General features: G+C 42.6%; 21 protein-coding genes. 19 read left to right on the top strand and 2 right to left on the bottom strand.

Going from position 1 to position 22078, the window contains the following annotated elements; translation table 11 throughout:
- Positions 1 to 700: 700 nt before the first annotated feature.
- The 10 genes from OCU46_RS14665 to OCU46_RS14625 all read left to right on the top strand — a co-directional run bounded on the left by OCU46_RS14665 (position 701) and on the right by OCU46_RS14625 (position 8149).
- Complete coding sequence (locus tag OCU46_RS14665; protein ID WP_141272919.1) at positions 701 to 1063, top strand: hypothetical protein; 363 nt, start codon at positions 701 to 703, stop codon at positions 1061 to 1063.
- A gap of 103 nt (positions 1064 to 1166) precedes the next feature.
- Positions 1167 to 1490, top strand: coding sequence for a hypothetical protein (locus OCU46_RS14660; protein WP_141272921.1), 324 nt, complete (start codon positions 1167 to 1169; stop codon positions 1488 to 1490).
- A 721-nt stretch (positions 1491 to 2211) separates the two neighbouring features.
- Positions 2212 to 2370, top strand: a complete 159-nt coding sequence (locus OCU46_RS20260; RefSeq protein WP_371858853.1) for a TRADD-N-associated membrane domain-containing protein — start codon at positions 2212 to 2214, stop codon at positions 2368 to 2370.
- A gap of 2 nt (positions 2371 to 2372) precedes the next feature.
- Positions 2373 to 2525, top strand: a complete 153-nt coding sequence (locus OCU46_RS20255) for a hypothetical protein (RefSeq protein ID WP_420918553.1) — start codon at positions 2373 to 2375, stop codon at positions 2523 to 2525.
- Positions 2526 to 3114: 589 nt separating this feature from the next.
- Positions 3115 to 4170 carry a lipase family protein gene (locus OCU46_RS14650; protein ID WP_141272925.1) on the top strand — a complete coding sequence of 352 codons (1056 nt, stop codon included), beginning with the start codon at positions 3115 to 3117 and terminating at the stop codon, positions 4168 to 4170.
- A 55-nt stretch (positions 4171 to 4225) separates the two neighbouring features.
- Positions 4226 to 4879: a hypothetical protein gene (locus tag OCU46_RS14645; RefSeq protein WP_141272926.1), complete on the top strand. Its 654-nt coding sequence runs from the start codon at positions 4226 to 4228 to the stop codon at positions 4877 to 4879.
- Between the two features lies 1 nt (position 4880).
- Positions 4881 to 5156, top strand: coding sequence for a hypothetical protein (locus tag OCU46_RS14640; protein ID WP_141272928.1), 276 nt, complete (start codon positions 4881 to 4883; stop codon positions 5154 to 5156).
- A 167-nt stretch (positions 5157 to 5323) separates the two neighbouring features.
- A complete protein-coding gene (locus OCU46_RS14635; RefSeq protein ID WP_141272930.1) occupies positions 5324 to 6067 on the top strand; it encodes a hypothetical protein in 744 nt (247 codons plus the stop codon).
- Positions 6064 to 7074: a hypothetical protein gene (locus OCU46_RS14630; protein WP_141272932.1), complete on the top strand. Its 1011-nt coding sequence runs from the start codon at positions 6064 to 6066 to the stop codon at positions 7072 to 7074. The genes OCU46_RS14635 and OCU46_RS14630 overlap by 4 nt, the downstream gene beginning before the upstream one ends.
- Complete coding sequence (locus OCU46_RS14625; protein ID WP_141272934.1) at positions 7067 to 8149, top strand: S1 family peptidase; 1083 nt, start codon at positions 7067 to 7069, stop codon at positions 8147 to 8149. Before OCU46_RS14630 ends, OCU46_RS14625 begins: the two co-directional genes overlap by 8 nt.
- Before the next feature lie 498 nt (positions 8150 to 8647).
- On the opposite strand, the gene OCU46_RS14620 is transcribed toward OCU46_RS14625, so the two are convergent.
- Positions 8648 to 9106 carry a hypothetical protein gene (locus tag OCU46_RS14620; RefSeq protein ID WP_208733573.1) on the bottom strand — a complete coding sequence of 153 codons (459 nt, stop codon included), beginning with the start codon at positions 9104 to 9106 and terminating at the stop codon, positions 8648 to 8650.
- A 9-nt stretch (positions 9107 to 9115) separates the two neighbouring features.
- A complete protein-coding gene (locus OCU46_RS14615) occupies positions 9116 to 9478 on the bottom strand; it encodes a hypothetical protein (protein ID WP_141272936.1) in 363 nt (120 codons plus the stop codon).
- A 518-nt stretch (positions 9479 to 9996) separates the two neighbouring features.
- Here OCU46_RS14615 and OCU46_RS14610 point away from each other — a divergent pair.
- The 9 genes from OCU46_RS14610 (at position 9997) to OCU46_RS14570 (ending at position 21919) form a co-directional block, all read left to right on the top strand.
- Positions 9997 to 10896 (top strand): LysR family transcriptional regulator, encoded by a 900-nt coding sequence (locus tag OCU46_RS14610; RefSeq protein WP_141272938.1) that lies wholly within the window; start codon positions 9997 to 9999, stop codon positions 10894 to 10896.
- Positions 10897 to 10980: 84 nt separating this feature from the next.
- Entirely contained in the window at positions 10981 to 12060 is a 1080-nt protein-coding gene (locus OCU46_RS14605; RefSeq protein WP_141272940.1) for an efflux RND transporter periplasmic adaptor subunit, read from the top strand.
- Entirely contained in the window at positions 12057 to 15146 is a 3090-nt protein-coding gene (locus OCU46_RS14600; RefSeq protein WP_141272942.1) for an efflux RND transporter permease subunit, read from the top strand. Before OCU46_RS14605 ends, OCU46_RS14600 begins: the two co-directional genes overlap by 4 nt.
- On the top strand, positions 15133 to 16581 hold the full coding sequence (locus tag OCU46_RS14595) for an efflux transporter outer membrane subunit (RefSeq protein WP_141272944.1): 1449 nt from the start codon (positions 15133 to 15135) through the stop codon (positions 16579 to 16581). The genes OCU46_RS14600 and OCU46_RS14595 overlap by 14 nt, the downstream gene beginning before the upstream one ends.
- Positions 16582 to 16694: 113 nt before the next feature.
- The gene (gene gltS / locus OCU46_RS14590; protein ID WP_141272946.1) at positions 16695 to 17924 is read left to right on the top strand and encodes a sodium/glutamate symporter; all 1230 of its coding nucleotides are present in this window, start codon (positions 16695 to 16697) and stop codon (positions 17922 to 17924) included.
- Entirely contained in the window at positions 17924 to 19087 is a 1164-nt protein-coding gene (locus tag OCU46_RS14585; RefSeq protein ID WP_244311453.1) for a patatin-like phospholipase family protein, read from the top strand. The genes gltS and OCU46_RS14585 overlap by 1 nt, the downstream gene beginning before the upstream one ends.
- Before the next feature lie 723 nt (positions 19088 to 19810).
- Positions 19811 to 20035, top strand: a complete 225-nt coding sequence (locus OCU46_RS14580; protein WP_141272948.1) for a hypothetical protein — start codon at positions 19811 to 19813, stop codon at positions 20033 to 20035.
- A 276-nt stretch (positions 20036 to 20311) separates the two neighbouring features.
- Positions 20312 to 21310, top strand: a complete 999-nt coding sequence (locus OCU46_RS14575) for a hypothetical protein (RefSeq protein WP_141272950.1) — start codon at positions 20312 to 20314, stop codon at positions 21308 to 21310.
- Positions 21311 to 21727: 417 nt separating this feature from the next.
- On the top strand, positions 21728 to 21919 hold the full coding sequence (locus tag OCU46_RS14570) for a hypothetical protein (RefSeq protein ID WP_141272952.1): 192 nt from the start codon (positions 21728 to 21730) through the stop codon (positions 21917 to 21919).
- The last annotated feature ends 159 nt before the right edge of the window (positions 21920 to 22078 follow it).

Raw genomic sequence — 22078 nt, 5'->3', positions numbered from 1 at the left:
CAAACCAACTCACAACCTCGGAATTAGTCCTAGAAATCAAGTAAAGTCAACTATCACTCCATTTAGTTAACCACAAAGGGATTATTGCTTAATATATCAACAGGTGCGAAATTGATTATTCTGATAACTGATATCAGCTATGGTAATAAGCTAGCTAAAAGCTATGTAAGACTTAGTTCCTCAAGTGTTACCTCGATTGTCCCTGATTTAATTTAATAACTGCGACATTTATGGAAACGTGACAGTAAACATCAGACTAGTGTCACTCGCTACTCTCGATATTCCGAAGCCATTAATCTTGATAACTCTAACAAGCTTCTGTCCAAAACCTTCTTAGCGGGACATTTAGTAACTCGTAATCAGGCTCGCTCGGGGACAGAAGCGTCTTAGGATTACCAAAAGATCTGGAAAAATATATGGCTACTGTAGCAATTTTTGGATTCTCTAGGAAAAAGTGTTTGGGATGAACGCTAGTGGAAACACTTTTGCTCGCCCTGATTCGCCTTTCGTTAAATTAGAAATTCTACCCTATCTTGGCTACTGGCATTACAGGTCTGGTGATCATATGGACATGCACGTTGCAGGTTATTGAAACGGTACTGCGAGTAATGGTGACCCAGTTTATGAAGTCGAAGTGCAACTACCTGGAATGCCTAACGGAGATTGTGCGTAAAGCAATCAACGGTTCGATAATTTTCGAATGGAGTTAGAAAGCGACTATGCTTGGAAATATGGTGGAGATGTTGAATTAGTTTTACTAAATGTATCTCTAGATGGTCGTGGACGGATAGATATTGATTACTCATCCGTAATTTCATGTAGACTGGAAGAAATGAAGTCTGACAAAGCTATACCAAGGGTAGAAGTGTTCTTTGAGTCGCTATTTCGATATGCAGAGTCGGCTAATGATACTGATCCAACATGGGGATTTATTGATAATAAAGGGGTTAACCTTGCGGGGTCAGCTCTGAAAAAGTCGGTTCTCTCACTATTGCCAAAGGAAATTGCTTCACTTTATCAGGCGGCAGAGCATTTTACCGTCCGAGATTTTGGGAATGGTTAAATGGTCTTTGGCAAGTTTTTTATGGTAATAGTGTCTAACAAACCAACGCAGCGGACAAGCCGCTGGATGCGACGTTATAAGCCTGTAAAAACAAGGAGAATTCATGGACAAGGCAATTATAGGAATCTTATCTGCAATTGTTGGAGCTTTTGTTGCAGGAGTTTTGGGTTGGAACTTCTTAAGTGAGCAAATAGTACAAAAAATTGATACTCGCTTAAAAGAACATGGATATGAAATCCCTTATAAAAAAACCAACCAAAGTTTAATCTTTGGCAACAAACATGTAAGCCAAGCAAGTTCGTATGATGCAGAACAGAATTTTAATTGTCCGCAGAATATGGTTTTAACAGGTGTTAAAAGTATTCATTACAATTCAACCGAAGATAGAAGTTTTACTTTTACGTGCACGCTCCTGCGGGTTGAATAGGCTTATAATAAAGCGCTCAAGGGGACCAAAATATGGCGTGGCTTACGCCATTATAGCGACTATTTTGGTCCCTTAGCTAAGTGTTACTTTCTCATACATCAGCTAATTCGCCCCAAAACTTCTTAGCCCAACCGACCAACTGTTCTGTGAGCGCCACAATAGACCAAATTAATCTAATCCGTATTTATGGTACTTATTTTAGTTCTATTCCGAGAGTCTCTCTCAATTCACACAATTGATTGACATCAGTTGATGTTCTCTAATTTGTGCCAACAATATGAACGGAATGCAAACTCGAATAGATTCCGTCTAGTAAGTGCTATGCTCCTATAAATTGCTTAATAGGGACTCCTAACGCTTGGTAACTGTCATATCAAGCGGTCTTAGTGTCTAGGGCACAGATCTTTAGTCGGGCAGTATTGCGTTACCGTCCGTTGGCAAGGCGTTAGGCTGCCATACAATCCAGTGCTACATCTTATTTTTGACTATTCTATAGATCTAGAAAAATGAAAATACAGATTAATGACGATTTATTTGGGTTAGCTGTTGTTGGAGGCTTAATTTGGGCAATCGCATTCTTTATTGTCATACAATTTAAGCGTCTTACGAAGTCATACCGCTCTTATCGAGATAAAAAGCCGCTAAGAAAAATGAGGATCAAAGGGTTGAGCTAGCAATTGAGGCAGCCGCAGGACGAAAGGAAATCATCACCTTAGATAAGATGGAGGAGTATCATTCGGAGGTTATTACTCAAGCGAGAATTAGTTTTTGGTTCAGTATAATTTCTGCCGCCTTCGAATTTTGCATTATCGTGTATGCTTTTCTATCGTATTCATTTGAGAATCCTGATAAACCACTAATACAGTTTTTTCTGGCGTAGTAATTGAATCTGTATCAGCATTGTTTTTTGTTCAATATCGAAAGTCAAATGACTCTATGCGGGCTTTCTATCAAAAAATTCAGAAAGAACGCCTCATAGAGACTATCAATGACCAAGATCGGAGAGCGGATTTGATTTTAAAACTCATAAAATAATATTCAGAACCTGAGTCAAATGAATGAGGCTAACAGATAATTTAAGAGTTATTTATCACGCGTATAATTTTTGTTATGCGTTGGTTTTTTGCGTTGAATTACAATGTGGAAGCTTAGTCATTGAGAGCTTTACACCTTAATTGGGAATTATTTTCCAATACCCCACCTAATCAGTTATATCCTAATTAATTAATATAACCGACAAAATATTGTTCAAAGATGTGCTGGCGCATCAGTACTAACACGCCTTTATACAAAAACTTATAGCAAGGCATCTTGTAACTCAAAAATTCCACACAGTGTGTTTGCACCGCACGTGCTTCAAACAGAATTGTATATTTAAATATTAAAAGTGCTTTAACTAATGACAGTCAAAAAAAGATCAGGCTCTAAATTTTTCGTTTATCTACTCGTTAGCAACTGAGCTGCATGTAAATAGTATAGGTTTCATATCGAATTCCAGATTCAGTGATCAAGCTCAGTCTTTTTAGACTTGCTCTATTTAAGCTGTAGATATTGAGAGTCTGTGCAAAGAAAAAGACATACATCTGCACTAGTTTAAGGAATAGTATATTCAAGGAGTGGAGTAATGACAGATATTCATCAAGAAGGAACGGAAGAGTTACTCAAACGAAAAACACCTACCTACCGTCAAGCATATAGTGATCGTACTGCTTGGCTAATGTCATGTATGTCTGAACTTGCGTATAAACGTTTTAATGAGTTTATACCGGGGGTCGACCTTCAACAGTTTGTGGAAAAGGAGTTGTCGAAATTAGTCTCCGATAATTCTTCGAGCAAAGCCGCCAAGTTTATCTCTTTGGTACAAGGTTTGTCGTATGACCATCACGAGGAACTCAAAGAGCTCAATCACGATTTAACATACCTCAATGCAAAACTGATCAATACATTTGATAAGAATGGGACGCAGGCAATTTTGGTGCAAACTGATCAATTTTATGTACTGTCATTTCGAGGGACAGAAGCGACGAGTATCCGAGATATTAAATCGGATGCCAATGCCGTATTAACTAAATGTGATACCAAAGGGTTTATTCACACTGGCTTTAAGCAGGCGTATGAACAAGTTGAGAGCGATATCGAACTTGAATTGAAGAAGATTGAAGATCAAGGCAAACCAATACTCATTACAGGCCACAGCTTAGGTGGGGCAATTGCCACAATCGCAGCTAAAAAATTGAAGTTCAAAAGCGGTATTGCTGCGTGCTATACATTTGGTGCTCCGCGAGTCGGCGATCACGAATGGATATCAGAAGTCAAAACGCCATTGCATCGAGTTGTTAATGCGGCTGACTGCGTCACTATGCTACCACCAAATGGTGTAGCAATCGGGGCGCTTGCTATGTCAGTTGCTTGGATACCCAATATCGGCCCGAGAGTGAGTGAATGGTTGTCATCTAAGTTTGGGCGATACATACATGCCGGCAACATGCGATTCCTGTCAAATTGCAAGAGTGAACCGTATGACGATGTTCAACTGCTTTATCATGTTTCACTTTTTTACCGTCTAAAAGCCCTTTGGATCAAAGGTAGAGCCCCAAATAGTTTACTAAAAGATCACTCAATTACTGTCTATAGAAAAAAATTAAAGGTCGTTGCAGAGAAGCGTCAATCTATTGATTAGGGCGTGCTTTTCGCAGTGCTCTACGTTTTCCAGAGAGAAAAAGGGGTTACGTTCAATGAAAAAACTATTAGCCATATTGTTTGTCCTTGTGTCACTTACAGGTTGCACTACAAAGTTACCTGCTGAGATTGTGACGTTATCCAGCAGTATGGAGCAGCAGTTATTGAGCTCACAAAAATCGCATATCACTTTGGTTCAATCCTATTTCCAAGTGGTTAGGAAGCAACGTGAAGATTGGATTCAAACCGTGTGGCTCCAAGAGTATCTGAAAATCTTTATCAAAACCGGAAAGCTTGAAGAGACGGTTAAAGGAGAAGTGGTATGGGATCCGCTCAATAAGAAATTTGTCACCCCAAAATCGCCTTACCAGGAAGTTCAGAAATTTGACACTTTGATGGTTTGGACGACACAGGTTCAAAAGCAACTGGCAAAAAAAAGACTGGAATTGATTGCTCCGCTTGATAGCCAAGAGCAAGAGTTAATAGCTAAAGTCAATGCTGCATATGCTCAGTTGCTTGCAAATAATGCGACTATCACGGCTCATTTAGCGAGTGTTAAAGATGTTGAAGATGTGCAAACACGGCTATTGGACAATGCTGGGTTAGAAGGATTAAACGACGACATCACGAAAACGTTTAGTAAGATCTCAGAAGAGTCAAATAAGCTTAACCAGAAGCTGAGCGAAGCGAACAGTAAATTAGGAGACTGATATGGATGAGTTAGGCAACCAAGCTGCAGAACAAACAAATTTTTCACTATCAAGAGAGCAGGAAGCACTGTTAGTTAAAACAAGCGTAGACTTAGCTGCTCTCATCCCCATGATAAACGATGAGCAAGAACTGTTGGAGCTTAGAAATGTTATTCACGAATCAACGGCGCGAAATGAAAACTGCGCTCAATTAGTTGCTAGGCTTAGGGCTACAACACAAATTAGTCAAGAAGTGGTAAGTAAAGTAGTGCGTTTAATTAAGGGTGTCGTTGTTTAGCTGTAATGATTCAAACTTTATCTGACATTTATGGCTTTTTAAACGCAACACCTATGCTTTGTAGCTAAGAGCATCACCCCGCTAAACAGCTTGAGGCTGTTCTCCCAAAATAGGGGATCAGAGAGGTGATTACTGTGGCTGTTACGTTTTAAAGCGAGGACGAAGTGATGAAACCTATGTTAATACAACAAAAGAGAACCAGATACCTTTTACTGATAGCGTCTTGTTTAATCGTTATATTTACCAAGATTGCCTCGGCAACTGTCGATGTCGTATTACCTGAAAATGACCACGGTAACCGATGGGAAGGTGACGTTAACTATACAGTGAGCTCAAGCTTTCGAGTTATAGCGTGCCATATTGGTGTTGTACCGAACTTTAGCCCTAATGACGAATTAAACGTAATGTTTTACGTTCCCGATGAAGCGTTAGAGACACACGTTACCGCTCGACAGTTTAAGCGGAGTACTCAGCGATACGGTATGTTGGCTAAGCAGACGAATTGGGGAAATGGTTGGCAGGCATTTAACCATTGGAAAGTTTCAGATGTATTAGCACCCAAGTCTATTACCAACCAAACACTAGGTATACTTGTTTACCAAGATGATGGTAATTGTCTTCCAGCTGAAGTTGGCGTAAACGAGAATCGCCGTATATCTAATACCATTACTTATTATTTTCACACGCCCATCGATATTATAGAGATCAATTGGACGCTTTTAAGTGGTGATAAAGAGATAGATACGGGGTTGATTAAAGATATTTGGGGGCCTTATATTTTTTCAATCTCTTTTGAATTACCAAAAGAACATCAACTACAGGAGTTCAAGCTAATTGCAGCTATTGAGTGGCCCGATGGCAATAACATCTATACGTACCCGTTCGTACTACCGCAAAGGACTATGCAATGAGGTTCGTGCTTTCAAGGTTTCATTGGTTTATTATTTCTATCTTTCTTGCTGTTACCTTGATCAGTGTGCTTCTTACTCAAGTTATTGTCCCAGTGCATGTTAGAGGAACAATTACAACGGAATATGTTTCTTTTCAAGCGTTAGAAAGTGTACCAAATCTACTAGCGTTAAACCGGCAGTGTAGTAATCATGCTGTGGAAATTCGTGGGTATAGAGAAGCTGTCTTTCCAAAAGGTACGTATAGTTATAATGGTGTCGTTGTCGATAACCTTCAGCTACTACCGAACTCTTCACTCTCCATTTTAAGGTTTAAGCAAGCTTGTTTTAATGGAATAACCATAACCCCCAATGAGACCTATAGCCTTGAAGTAGCAAGGGAAAATTCTAGAATCAGCCGTAGGTCGCTTAACATATCTGTAACACAACGTGAAGCCACGTTTGACTTAACCATCCCACAGAAGAAAACAAAACTGTTAGTAAGAAATGGTTGTGTGGAAACATGTGATTATGAATCAAATCGACTAGACGATGACGAGATATTACTCTCACATACAAAACTACCTATTACATTTCATCCTAGTGAAGGCGGTATGGAAATAAAGGTTAGGTCCAAGACTGACCTCGAGTTAATTGAGCTTGATACCTTTGTAGTTAGTTCACTGTCATTTAATCAAGTTCAAGAAGGGCACCTGCGAGTTGGTGTCGTAGGTGGAAAAATCGAATCCATATACGATGGAAAGTCAGTGGAACTATACAGAAATGCAAACATCCAGTTAAAAGAAAATGATAAGTTTACTATAACAAACCTTTCTGTGAATTCTGGAAAAATAAAACTCGCTTTTGAAGGGGTAGCATCTTCTTTAATAGTTTCGGGAAGCAAAACTCAAGTAGTTCCAGATGCTTTAAATTATTTAAGTAGTAACAGTATGCTAATTTTACTTATAAATACTATTTTCGCTGTCAGTGCATTAGCCATCTCCATTCTAAAGGGAATAAATCATGAATAAGGTTCTCGTTAAGTTTTTTCTTATTATATTGTTTATGACTCCTAACCTATCCTTAGCAAACCTTTATTTACCAACTAAAGAGGAGCTCATTGAGAGTTACCTATTTAGAGTCCGAGGGAATGTAAAATCTCAAGAGTATGGTACTGCGATAGCCGTTCATAGTGAAAAAGGAGAGGTATTGTTGGTAACGGCTCTGCACACTTTAACCGACCGAAATAGTATTTCCGTATTTAATCACAATGGTATTGAATATCCAGCCAAATTATTGTTCGAGAGTGCACGCTATGATTTAGCTGTTGTGCGGGTGTCAGAAAATATTATCGAAAGCAATTCACCATTAGACCAGCCAATACCAATGTCTACAATGAGGGATGACTTTCTACGGTGTGATATACATGAAGAGTTAACAGCTATCGGGTTTCCTCAAGGTAAACCACATCTACGACATATAGAATCAAAACTACTTGCAACAAAGTTTAAAGGGCGTGAAGTCGGTGCTGAAATTGATGGAAAGTTTATTGAAGAAGGTATCTCTGGTGGCGTAGCGTTAAACACTAACAAGGAGTTGGCAGGTATTATTACTGAAGTTCACTCTAGTATGGGAATCGCAATGTTAGTTAAGGCGGGTTATCTTCGGGAATTCTTAGATGAGAACAGCGTTAATAACAACCTGATGGTTCATAACCCTCTACTCGGTGAGTGGAAATTAGTCTCTGGCTCTATCGATGATATAGTTTTAGCGCCAGTAACACATCAGGAAAACTTGAGATTAGCCAGTTCTGGCGTTGTATCAGGTATGGCTAGGGGTAGGTTCTGCCTTCGAGATACTAATAAGCTCATTTTTGAAGGAATGTCGGCTTTTTCTGGCGCAAGGATTCATTTAAAAGCAGATGCGACGTCTGATGTAACAACGCCGATTAGTTTTGGAAACTTGACATCATGCATTGCTTCTCGAGCCGCTCTATTCGATTTTTCCTCTACTTCAAATAAGGGGGCAGGATTTATGCTAACCCTAAAATGCCAGCAGGATGCTTTTTCAACAAGCTATAATTTTAGTTTTGTTCAGGTTGAATAAAACTTGCAAGCAGATCCTGCACACCGAGTTAAGCGACTTCCCATGTCTGTGTTATTCATGAATCGCTAATTTAGGGGATTCGCTGGCAAACTTTTGTCCAGAAATGAGCTAGTTCAGAAGAGGGGCTAAGAAGGTTCTGCCCCTAAACGTGTTTAGGCAGCAGTAAACTTCCATAAGAATAATTTAGTCATTAGGCTGTTGACTGAAATCAATACCGCTTACTTCGTGAAAAAACCACTACCCAAGTGACCAAAAGGCTGTTGGGTAAACTCTAGAACCTAATTGTGGAACAGCCTGTTTCGTAAATTATTGCTGACCCTTTTTGAGTTTTAAACCAATCACGCAAGTTGTGTCACGCACACTGCGTGATGAACTTACTTTTGCCTCAAAATGAGTTATAGCTGATGCGAAATCGACCGGTAAAGTTTTGGACTTAGGAAACTTCAGCTAATGGGGGGGTAAAAGGCAAGACCTGACCCCGATACTTGTTCGCAACCATTAGACATAAGCGATAAATCGACCTGCTACTAACACGCAAAGCCACAGTATTAACGACACAAAACCGACGAAGCGCTGCTGGTTGAACGGGACGGCATAACCCATACGCCAATGAAAGTTGACCGCATTTGCCACCGCGAAAGCGATGCACAGCAACTTGAACAGAAAAATACTTAGCGCGAAGTAATCACTTGGACCAGCCATAAAAAGCAACACACCTGAGATAACCGCAATAACGAAACCGCTAACGGCGACAGGAACGAGCACATGAGCAAGCTGTTCGAGTGTTATACGCCGCCACAGGCCGATGCGTTTTAAATCTAACGGGATGATCGCGCCTACTAACAGCGCGATACCAAGAACATGCAGGGTATTGATTACCGCATAACTCCAACGAGAAAACCGAACCCACTGGGCGACAGGCGTTAGCGCTAAGGCCTCGAGCCAGGCTTCCAACATCGCGCTGCTCTAATCACGGTTTGGATAAAGATCGTAGAGTACACCGTCAATCCAAATACGCTCCGCCTTCATTAATTTTTGTTCTATATCGGCTGAAGGTTCTCCCTCAATTTTTACTTCAACATCTTTGGCCAAATCACCAGGCATTAAACCAGCACGATCATTGCGGTAAGGTTGGCCAACTTCTACCGTCCAGATATCGTCTTCAGACTTTACCGTTAACTCCCCATGCGGGTTGCCCAGCTTAAGCTCGACGATAATGCCGGTTAGTTCAATGTTGTTACCCGTCGTCCAACGCCAGCCATGATGCGCCGACACGAAAGACACCAACACAAAAGATATAAGAGTAAAAAAGAAAGTACGCTTTAACATATTCCCTCCTAGGAGTGGGTCAACCGAAGTAATCCTGTAACAGGGCTAGAGTTAGTTAGTCACCTTTTGTTCCAGCGAACAATCAATAATTTTTTATTTATTAGCTGTAGTAGCTCAAGTCTGAGCCACTTTAAATTATAGCTAACAATCTTTGCCTCTTAACGTGGTGCTACCTCCTACTCACTCAGATTTAAGCCAATGCAGCAGACTTATGCGCAGGCGTACTTTCAAACGTACTTCTGTACAGCTCCTTTATAGCAGGCACTTCAGGCTCAGAAACGCCCATTGTGAGTTGCAACGGTATATGAGCGATTGCGTATCAATTGGCAGGTTAAATATGGTACTCGCTACACCTTGCTTCCTATATCTAAGGTGATGCGTTGCCTACTAATTTCCTAAGCCCATAACTTAAACATACTTAGAGTAGCACTTATATGTATTGATCTGGTTAGTCGTTGTTGAAAATAACCTGTGCTAGCATGCACTTATAGGTTCAAGTCGATGGGGAATAATTAGCAATGCGAACCGAAAATTTAGAATTGTTCATTCGAGTGGTTGATTTGGGTAGTTTTGCTGCTGTAGCAAAGTTATTAGAACTACCCAGAGCCAATGTCAGTCGTCGCATTGCTGAACTAGAAGCAGAGCTAGGTATTATCCTATTCAATCGCTCTACTCGTCATTTGAGTTTGACCCCGTTAGGGCAACAATTTTATAAAGACACCTCGCGAGTAGTGGATGCGTGGACCCTAGCACTGAACAACTTAACAGCCGCCACTAACGCGCCAAGTGGTTGCGTCAAACTTGGTATGCCACCAAGTAATGACATCCGCATACTCTCTTTGATAGCTGAGTTTCAATCAAGATTCCCTGATATCGAAGTTGAGCTTCATTACACCCACAACGGTTATCAAGATTTTCATCGTGTTGGTCTGGACATCGCTCTTCACTATGGTGAGGTAGGTGCGTCAGACTTAATTGCGAAGAAAGTTGCCACTTCGACCAAAAAAATCATCGCAAGCCCAGGCTTTATCGAGCGTTACGGTCCTCCTAATGTTCTTCAAGATCTATCTGTGATGCCGTGTGCCTGCTATCGCTGGCCAAGTGGTGAGGTGGAAGACCTTTGGGAGACAAACACGGGTCGCGTGAAAGTAAACCGTAAAATAGTGACAAATAACTATGATACTCTCCTCAAAGCCATCATCGATGGTATGGGGGTAGGTTATGTTCCTGCTTTATTGGCTCAATCTGCACTAAAGAACAACGAAATAGTACAAATTCTGCCGGGTGAAGAGCTAGAGGCTTCTGATGCGTATATTGTCTATCCTAAACGTGATGGCTTAACTCTTGCGCATCAATTACTCGTCGACTACCTAAATCTCGAAATACCCAAGCTTATATCTTCGTCACGTTTTTCATGACATTAAAACTGGTTTTGTCCGTCTAATCATAACAGCCTTGTTCTTATAAACTCACCTCGATTTGAATAATTGAGGTGTTTTTAAATGAACTATCAGGTTTGCAGTCGTGTTGCTTTGGGTGGGCTGCTTTTATTACTCGTTGGATGTCAGGCTGAAACTGATGTTCGTGAAAAAGAGCTAAGGCCAGTTCAAGTACTGAGCGTTGCTCAACCCCAGAATACAACATTGAGAAGCTTTGTTGGCGTTGTTGAGTCACAGCAAGAAGCTGCTGTATCTTTTCGTGTTCCTGGGGTGATTCAGCACACGAATGTGGTAGTGGGTGATTTCGTTGAGAAGGGGCAAGTACTGGCTAGGCTTGATCCCCACGATTACGAAGTCAATATTGCCGAGCTTGAAGCTAGATTATCGGAGGCAGTGTCTGCACAGCGTTTGTCCACGATAGAGTTTGAACGTGCAAAATCAGCACAACAAGCCGATGCAATAGCTGATGTTGATCTAGATAGAGCGCGAAGTGCCCTCGAGCGCGCAAGTGCTTCAGTAGAAATTATTCAAAGAAACATTCAGAAGGGTCAAGATGCTCTGGGTTACACCTATCTAATCGCGCCTTTTAGTGGCGTGGTGGCGACAAAAAATAGAGAAACATTCGAACAAGTGTCGCCAGGTGAACCTGTATTTCAGCTTCATCAACCTCAGTTATTGCAAGTTTCTATTGATGTACCAGAGCGCTTGATCGGTCATTTTGAACGTTTGCAAGAAGCGACAGTGTGGAATCAGCGTTTGAACATCCAAGCCCCTGCTATCGTGACTGAAATCGCGACCAAGCCAGACTTATTAAAACGTACTTTCCCAGTTAAGTTAGCGTTGGATTCTGACTATGGCGAATTGTTGCCTGGTCAAACGGTTGATGTCTCCATCGTCAAAGGAGTTGCGGCCGAAGGTGTTTGCCTTCCTTATTCTTCAATCGTTGAATACGAAGGACAACCAAGCTTATTTATCGCCCGTGAGAGCGAAGCGCACTCTATTCCTGTAGAGCATGTTGAGATGAATTCAAAACAGGTTTGTGTTGTTGCAGGTTTGCAAAAAGGTGACCAAGTCATTGTGTCTGGAGCAGATTACCTTGTTGAGGGCCAGAAGTTAGGTGAGCTTCAGGAGATGGCGAGATGAAGATAATAGAGTTACTGCTTCGTCAAAGAACGTTTATTGGCTTTTTTGCTGTACTTTGTGTCTTTGCCGGCCTTGCCTCTTATATGCAAATGGGCAAATTGGAAGACCCCGAGTTTACAGTAAAAACCGCAGTGGTAGTTACTCTCTATCCGGGTGCGACAGCGGATGAGGTGGAAAATCATGTTACTGACAATGTAGAAATAGAACTGCAAACATTAGAGAACTTATATCAGATACGCTCTTTGTCTAGGCCTGGCGTATCGATGATCTTTGTCGACTTAAAATCAGATCTTAATAATGCACAATTGCCACAAGAGTGGGATCTTCTGCGTCGAAAAGTGACAGATGTGAAGACCAAACTCCCGGCAACGGCGCAAATAAGCATTGTTCAAGATGAGTTTTCTGAAGTCTATGGGATGCTTTTTTCTGTCACAGGCAAGAATATTGAGAACAGCCAATTAAGAGAGTACGCAAAAGAATTTCAACGAAGAATTAATGACGTAGATGGTATCCGAAAAGTTGAGCTACATGGAGTGACTCAGCCCGTTGTTAATATCGATATTGATAAAGACCGTCTTGTAGCTCTAGAACTGTCTCCAATGCAACTCATATCGCAAATTCAGGCGCAAGATGCTCGCTTAAACGCGGGGTCAATCGCTATTGAGGGAGAAAGGCTGCGATTAGAGCACCCGAGTGCGCTGCACACAATTAGAGATATTGAGAATATAGCGATTCAAGGCCGCATCGGCTTTGATGGTAATCGTGTTGTCATGCGTCTATCCGATATCGCAACTATCTCACTTGATGACAAAAAACCTTCATCAAACTTAGCACGCTATAACGGAGACAACGCCATTGTTGTGGCTGTGAGCCCCAGCAGTGGTGTTAATGTTGTTTCTTTGGGAGATCAATTAACCGATCTAATTGAAGAGTTTGAACGAGAACTGCCTTTAGGTATTAGCGTAGACACTATTGCTTTTCAGCCTGATGAAGTGAACGAGGCGGTGAATGACTTTTTAGTGAACCTGTTGCAGAGCCTACTTATCGTCGTTGTGACATTGTGGTTCTTCATGGGCGCTAAGAGTTCAGCGATTGTGGGTATCAGCTTAGTGATGTCTATCTTGTTGACGCTGAGCTACATGAACGTCGCTGGGATTGACTTACAGCGTGTATCCCTTGGATCATTTATTCTGGCGCTAGGGATACTGGTTGATAACGCCATTGTTATTACTGACTTATTCAAAGTGAAGTGCCGACAGGGACTAGAGCCAGTGAAAGCGGCAGCATCTGCGGTTAAAGAAATGGCGATACCTCTACTTGGCGCAACAGTAATTGCCATTATGGGTGTACTTCCTGTGTTGCTTGCAACAACAGAGGTTGCCGAGTTTTCAATCTCGGTATGGCAAGTGATGTGCTCGTCGCTGCTGTTCTCATGGCTTATTGCGATGACGCTAACTCCGGTGATGTGTTTATGGTGGCTGAAACCTGAGGCAGACAAAGACAATGCAGGTAACGAGAGTAAAGGTGGTGCGTTTTCTAATATTTATCGAAAAGCACTGACATCGGTTATTCGTAAGCCACAGAAAGTGCTATTGGTGCTGACGCCTCTAGTCGTTGCAACTTTAGTGGCACTGCCACATGTCAACGTGAACTTTATGCCAAGTTCGACTCGACCTATTGTGTTCTTGGATTACTGGCTACCCAATGGTGCGAACCTTGATCAAACATCAAGTGATTTGAAGAAGATAGAAAGCTGGTTACTTGAGCAGCCAGAAGTAAAAGATATTTCAACATTTGTTGGTGCAAGCGCTCCACGCTTTTCTATGACAGTAGAGCCTGAGCCAGATGACCCAGCTTATGGCCAAGTACTGATCAATACCAAAGATCATGGCGCGATTGAAGGATTGGTTGAACGAGGTGACAAGTGGTTGGCGGAGAATTTTCCGAATGCAGAGCCACGCTTCCGTCCTTTAAAAATGGCAACGGCTGATAAATTCAGTATCGAAGCACGCTTTATCGGTCCTGATCCTGTTGTGCTTAGAGGCTTAGTCGAGGAAGCGAAACTGATAATGAATGAGCATTCAAACACTAAGTATGTGAGAGATGACTGGCGAAGACCGAGTAAGAAAATCACTCCACAGATTAATTTGGAAGAAGCGCGTTTAGCTGGAATTCATCGTAGTGATATTGGTGCTGTATTAAGAGCGATTGATGAAGGGTTGCCCGTGGCCTCAATGCATCTGAACAATCGCCAGGTACCGATTAACCTGCGAGTGAGCAATGTGGATCTAGAAACGTTACCGAGCTTGCCTGTTCAGTCACAACTAGGCAGTTACAGTGTGCCACTAGGTCAAGTGGTAGATAGTTTTGAGCTAGGGTATGAGCAGAGCATTATCTATCGTCGAGATAGGCTCCCAGTCATTACAGCTCAAGCCGATGTGTTCGGCGAGACTGCTTCAGAAGTGCGTAAGCAACTAGAACAGCAGTTAGAAGCTATAGAGCTTCCGCGAGGCTATCGAATGGTTTGGGGAGGAGAGTATTACGATGAACACCGTGTTGTTAAGGATGTATTTGATCAGCTACCAACCGCGAGCGTCATCATGATCATTATTATGGTTGCACTGTTTAACAGCTTGAAACAGCCAGCGATTATTCTGTTTACCGTTCCCTTAGCCGCGACAGGCGCAACATTTGCTCTGTTAGGTTTTGGCAAGCCGTTTGGCTTTATGGCACTAACGGGTGCGATTTGTTTGAGTGGCATGATCATTAAAAATGGCATTGTGTTAATGGATCAAATTGGCTTGGAGCTTAAGAAAGGGGTCGCTTTAGATAAAGCGATTGAAGATGCAACATTAAATAGAACGCTTGCCATTTCAATGAGTGCTTTAACAACGGCGCTTGGGATGATTCCGTTACTTAATGACGCGTTATTTGACCAAATGGCAGCGACTATTATCGGTGGTCTCATAGTGGCAACGATTTTGTCTTTGTTTGTTATGCCTGCTTTGTACAGCTTTGTTTTTCGCAAGCAAGAGCAGCTTAATGGCACACCAGTAACAGAGGAGAGCAAGCATGTTGCCTGTTAGATCGCTCATGGTTATGAGTATTTTGGCGAGCGTAGTGGGCTGTTCAATGACACCTGAAGTACCGCAAGATTACGTTAACTTTAACCAAACCTATTTATACGATGGAGAAAATATTGAGACTGGAGGCGAAGTCGATACGAACTGGTGGGAAGCGTTTGATGATCCGTTATTAAGTGACTTGGTACAAAAGGCGCAGCATCAGAATATTTCACTAAAAGTTGCTGCTGAAAATATCACTATGGCTCAGGCATACCACAGTGCAGTGAGTTCGTTGAAAGTCCCGAGCATTGATGTTGGTTTTGGGTATGGGCACATTGGCCTTAGTGAAAATGAAGCGTTTACAGGTCAACTTATAGGTGCATCAGTGATGGGACGTGATCTTGTAGATAGTTCCGCGGGGAACTTTCTAACCGGTGTGTCGGTATCTTGGGAGGCGGACTTATTTGGTAGAGTTTCAGCAATGAGTGATGCTGCTGAAGTTCGAGCCAGCCAAGCTGAACTGACTAAAGACGGCGTTACGATAGCGATCACCGCTGAGGTGCTGAGCAACTACTTTGAGATGCGCAGCGCGCAACAACGCCAGAATATTGTTCAGGTGTCGATTGAACGACAACACAAGTCACTGGCGCGCGTTGAACACTTACGAGAATCAGGGATCGCTTCGCATATAGAAGTGTCGCGCTCTCGAACCATGCTGGCGCAAACTCAAGCAATATTGCCACAACTGGAAACCGCCGAAAATGTTCATAAGCACCGCTTAGCAATATTGTTAGGTGAACATAATGCGGAGTTCTTCGAGTCTTTGAAGGCAACGGAAACATTCCCAAGTTTTACTGGGGTAGTTCCGATGGGATTACCGTCAGAATTACTACAACGTAGACCTGATGTGAAAAGTGCGGAGCTGGAGATATTGGCGCAAAACCATCAAGTGGGAAGTGCGGTTGCTGCCAAATACCCTAGCTTCTATTTGTCTGGCAGCCCAGGGCTTGTTGCACAGAACTTTGAGGACTTGTTCTCTTCTGATTCTTTGGCGTGGAGCGTAGGGGGTGGCATCAAGTGGAACCTATTTGATGGCGGACGAAAGGACGCGTTGTTGTCCATTCAAGAGGCGAATCTAGAAAGTGCTTTACTTCGATATCAAGGCAGTGTGAATACTGCGATCAGCGAAGTTGAAATATTGCTGAGTGCATACGATGACAGTCGCCAATATCACAAGCGAATTAGCGAAGCTCAAGAATATGGTGAGCAAGCTTATGTGCGGGCACAAGCTCTCTATCGTTCAGGTTTGATTAATCAAATAGAGTTAATTGATGCTCAGCGACAATTGTTACTTCTGGATGAGCAAGAATTGCTGGCCAGAGCTCAAACCGCTCAATTAGTGGTGCAGTTACACAAAGCGCTAGGTGGAAGCTGGAACGCACAAGAGAGTTCTTAGCCTCAATTATTACGTTTACTTTCTTCGAGTAAATACTTCTTCAATGCAATATAACCTCGCCAGACCTCTGGGGTTGGGGGGTTATTGCGCTCAAAAATTAGGGTAAATATGAGATGGACATTGCTGGCGACCAGATTTTAATCGGGTCTTTCCTTACATTTACATTAGGCATTATTGTTCTTTTTATTGGCAGGAGGCTGACAAAAGCGTGGGCTCCACTCGCTCATTTTAATATTCCAGAGCCAGTCAGTGGCGGCTTACTTTTATCGATCACTATCGCTCTGATTTTCTTTGTCACAGGTAAAGAAATCAGCTTCGACCTTGTTAGCCGTGATGTCTTGTTGGTGTATTTTTTCACCACTATAGGTATTAATGCTAGCTTGCAGGATCTCTTGAAAGGAGGGAAGCCTCTGCTCATTCTCTTGGCGATCACGATCTCTTATATGTTTGTCCAAAATTATGTGGGTATTGGTGTCGCTAGCCTATTTAGCTTGCCGGAACAGGTAGGATTACTTGGTGGCAGTGTATCGCTAATTGGCGGTCATGGGACTGCAATAGCTTGGGCTCCACGTATTAGCGAGAGCTATGGAATAGCGAATGCGATGGAAATCGGTATCGCGTGTGCCACATTCGGTCTGATCCTGGCGAGCTTAATGGGTGGGCCAATTGCTCAGTTCTTGATTAAGCGCCACAAATTATCGCCTAGTACAAACGAACCATTGGATGTTGGGATCAAAGAAAATAATACAGATGAGCCAGTCACAGCAATGGGTTTTCTAGATGCGGTTCTGGCTATTCATGTGTGTATTATTTTGGGTGCGGTCTTGAATGAGTCTTTAGAAGCAGTAGGGCTGCAACTCCCATTGTTCGTCACTTGTTTATTTTCCGGGATTATAGTGACCAATTTGGTACCAAGTTCATTGCCAACAGTGACAGGTACAAAGTGGCCGTCTCGACAGCCTGCAGTTGCCCTTATCTCAGAAATTGCTTTAGGAACTTTCCTTGCAATGTCGCTAATGAGTATGCAACTGTGGACGCTAATCGATTTGGCTGGTCCAATATTTGCTATTTTGGGTGCGCAGTTCATCGTGGCGGTTTTAATCACCTTGTTTGTTGTGTTTCCATCAATGGGCAAAAATTATGATGCTGCAGTGATATGTGCCGGTTTTGGTGGAATATCCCTAGGTTCTACACCGACAGCAATGGCGAACATGTCTGCGGTGGCTTCTCGGTATGGTAACTCGCACTTAGCGTTTGTCGTGGTACCTCTGGTATGCGCATTTTTTATCGACTTAGCAAATGCACTGTTGATCCCTTGGCTACTCGCTGGAGGATGGATGTGATGAAAAGGCGAGTACCAACACTGATTGTTTTGTGTTCTGCATTATTGGTTTCAGCATGCAGCCAAACGCCCGAGCGGCAGGCTCACCCTAAAAGTGAGACGCTGATGCCACTTAATATTACCAATGCTCGATTTTGGGATGGTGATAACTTGAACAGTTCAGATTACGACTTTCATGGAGAGTATGAAAAGCTTGTCAGTAATAAGGCAGAGGGCGAGCCTATTAACTATTTAGCACTTTCGGGAGGCGGCGTTAATGGTGCATTTTCTGCTGGGATACTCAACGCATGGAGCGAGACAGGTGAAAGGCCAGAGTTTGATCTGATAAGTGGTATTTCAACAGGAGCAATTGTGTCGGTCTTTGCTTATTTAGGCGAAGACTATGATGAAGCATTACGAAATTATTATACGCAAACGTCTATGGATGAGATGTTCAAAAAGAATGCGCTATTTAGTATTGGCACAAGAAATGCGTTTGTTGATGTATCTGGTTTTGAAGGGAAGGTGCGAGCAGAAGTTGATATGCAAATGATGCAGGCTCTCGCTGCCGAACGTGCTAAAGGTCGAATTCTCATTGTAGGCACTACAAGCTTAGATAATGAAAAACTGGCACTTTGGGATATTGGACTAATCGCAAAAGAAGGTAGCCCAGAAGCGATGGCTTTGATTCAAGATATAATTATTGCAAGTAGCTCAATTCCTGGCCTCTTTCCTGCAAAATTGATTTCAATAAGTGATGGCGTTAACCATTATGATGAAGTTCATGTTGATGGGGGAATATCAAGACAAGTTTTTGCAACACCTCAATGGATGAGAACCAGCTTGGCTGAAGATGGTTTCGAACAGAACATTTTCGTTATTCGTAATGGTAGGCTAAAGCCTACATTTCGTAGTATCGATTATGATCTTGCCGATATTTCGGTAAGATCAATCTCATCGTTAACTCGAAACCAAGGTGTGGGTGATGTGGAGCACATCTATCACTTTTCAAAGCAGAATGATATTGGCTTTCATCTAGCATTTATTGACTCTGATTTTGAGTATTTCGCAGACCATGCGGATACTTTGCAATATATGCGTCTGTTATACGACTATGGCTACCGATCCTTCAACAAAGATCAGTTATGGCATAGCCTGCCACCGAGCGTGCAGCCACTGCTCTAGGTTTAAAGTAAAGCCGCTTCTAATCAGGTAGCCAAGTTATTTGGCTACCTGATTAGAAGCGGTTTGGTAGCGCCTGTATCTTTAGTCACTCGCAATAGTTTAGCTAATCTATAACACTCTATTTAATTAGTATTTTTGACGCACTTTTGCTTGTCTAGGAGTTAGTTAATATGGCTAGCTCAGTTCTGCCCCATTTCGTGTTTTACGTGCGAGGGTGCTTTGCTTCCAGAAAGTGGCGCCTCAATCAATGTAGTTAAACCCACTATAAGATAGTGGGTCGAGCAATTAATTTAGTTACTATAAAAATCAATTCATTCAGATGCTTAACGTAGTTGATAAGAGTTACCGCCCATATAACCTTAAAGTCCATCACATCAAAAGCGTAATTTCGCCCATTTGTCGTACACATATTTTGCTCGTAAATGCTGTTACGTCGCTATTCACCACAATTCAACACTACATGGTGAATTGTGGCGAACTTTCGGCATATTCCTCTAATATCACGTAGGTATTCAGGTTGTGTTGAGGAAAGGACTAAACCAGAAATATCCAGAGACGTGTGACGAGGTTAAAGCTAGCTCACCTTTGCCCAGAGATGCGTACTAACGTCCCATATTCCAGCCAATTAAAAGATGAACAAACGCCATACTTCTGTTCATTCTTTAAATACTTCATAGGTATATTATCAGCCCAACAGAAACACACAGTAACAGGGCAATCGGAATGAAAGTAGCTATTCGCACACTAGAGGCAAGAGTTAACAGAGCACTCCAGAAAGATGGTCTTGAGCTTCGCAAATCACACCCGCAATCGAAGTGGATTGGCGAGAACGGCAGGTATTACATCATCTGCCAGTTCACCAACGGCATCGAGTCAAATCACGTAGATATCGAGGCTTTGGCCAGAGAGATGGGCAAGCTTCACGATAATGACGAGGTAATTTACTGATATGCCTAGACACCTAACGAATGCTCTGATTTGCGGCACGACATTGCAGAACTAAAGCAGCAGAACGACAGGCTAGTCGGTGAAAACAGCTGACTTTGGGAAAAGGTAAGCACAGCAAAATACGGCTATTAACTGACGCCCACTCTATATTGGCTATCAATTGTCTTTGCTATCCCCGTTGCTCCGCTCTGATGGGAAAAGATAAGAAGTTTCTTCGAAATTGCTTAGCTGAAAAACGAATTTTCTATTTTTAATACACAACATTCAGGTCCGAAAATGAAAAAAATTATCTTACTAGCAGTCTCGGCATCGGTTTTGTTTGGCTGTGGTGGCAGTGATTCGACACCAACACCAGTCTCGGCAAAACTTCCACCAGCACAGACCGAGCAAATCAATCAACTTATTGATCAGAAATCGCCTAGCGGTCGAACTGTAGTTGATGCAACTCAGACGCCTATGCAAGAGCTTAGCGAGCGTGTGAACAAGCTTGAGAGCGCTTTGTTGTGTGTTCAATCCACCGTCTACACCAACAATGGCTACTACAACCCAGAAACTGGCCTATGCACGCCAATAGCAGTTGACCAGGGAACACCAGAAAAGCTTGAGCAACTTAATCCAGATGAGATTTATCCGTATGGTTTTGGCTATCAACAGCTTGAGAAAGACGGCGTTCTTCAACAGGTACCGTTCCCTGATGTCGTTCCACTAGAGTTTGCCCAAGATGTGCAGGTGTACGAAATCAACGATGGATCTATGCACTGGAAAGTCCGACAAGATGGTGGTAATTTCGCGCTAACTCAGTGGGACGGTAATGCCCAGCAATTTAGCACTGACGAAATCATATTCCTGAGCGTTAAAGGGTCATATGTCTGGGGCAGCGAGGCTAAAGGAGAGGTTACTTTCACTGACCATAGCCAGTATTCGATTGACTACGGCTACGGCGAGGGGGAGAAAATCGAGGGGCAAGAAAGCCAAGAGGTGTTTAACTCTGAAAAAGTTGGAGTTCAATTCGTTTTTGGCGACCAAGTTGTTGAAGGCTACAACGCGATCGATGAAGACCTGCAATACCATGGCGATGAAAATTACACGGTTGGCCGCTGGGCGATTAAAGCCGTCGGGACACACCGCGACATATTCGTTGAATTTGCCGACGGCAAGCTAAAAGGGATTAGCTTTTACGAGGAAGATGATTACACCCACGAGCGTACCAATTCGGCTGAGTCCTATGGCGAATGGACGGACGCTAAGCAGAGCATTTTCAATGAAGAACTGTAGTAAAAAGATAACTCTGTTGTTGGCGCAGGTAATTCTATCCTCGCCAGCGATGGCAAGCTACAAGAGGTACAAAGGTGGCTCGACGACGCAGTGCGTTTATAGCCATATTGTTCACCGAAAAAACTGTACGAACGTTAAATAATCAGGGACGACCTGTCGCACCATCGTAAAATAATTGAGAAATCGCAAGTAACGATGAACTAAGCCGGAGCTCCCCCAAGTAAGGTTTTTTTAATACGTATGAGGCAGGTTTTGTCGCTTATTCCCCTTGCCTGGTGCGCAGTGTGATTGAATCAGGTTCAACCGCAACTATGCTGCAAGTTAAGGCTGGTATCGAAAAGAATATCGGAACTATGCCAAAGGGCTTTGTCAAGATTGCTATTGTATCGACACGGTCGCGCATCCATTGAGGCGAGGGTGAGGTGGCTTTGCCTGATTGAGGTTACTCCAGACCTAGATGAGTCTACGCCCCTGCAACACAGTAATATAAAACGCCAACTCTACGCAGGGGCAAAGGCTAGGCAGGGTATGCGGACTAACTTAGACATCGTGGAAAATTTGACGCAAGGCGAAGATGCAGGGAGAAGCCGAGACAAAGCAGTCGCATAATTGTGTTATTGAAGTTATGCGAAAGGTTAGAGTGTTCTACAGATCGTAACTTGGAATTGTCCAAAAGTGAGTTAGCGCCAGCAGATCGGCTAACAAGGATCTTCATTGCAGCGGTTTGGAATAGAAATTTGGTAGACGAGCTGTCTTAATGATTTCTAT

Source organism: Vibrio comitans (genome assembly GCA_024346835.1).
GTDB lineage: Bacteria > Pseudomonadota > Gammaproteobacteria > Enterobacterales > Vibrionaceae > Vibrio > Vibrio comitans.
Note: the sequence above shows the minus strand (reverse complement) of the source record. Positions and strands in the feature narration are given on the sequence as shown.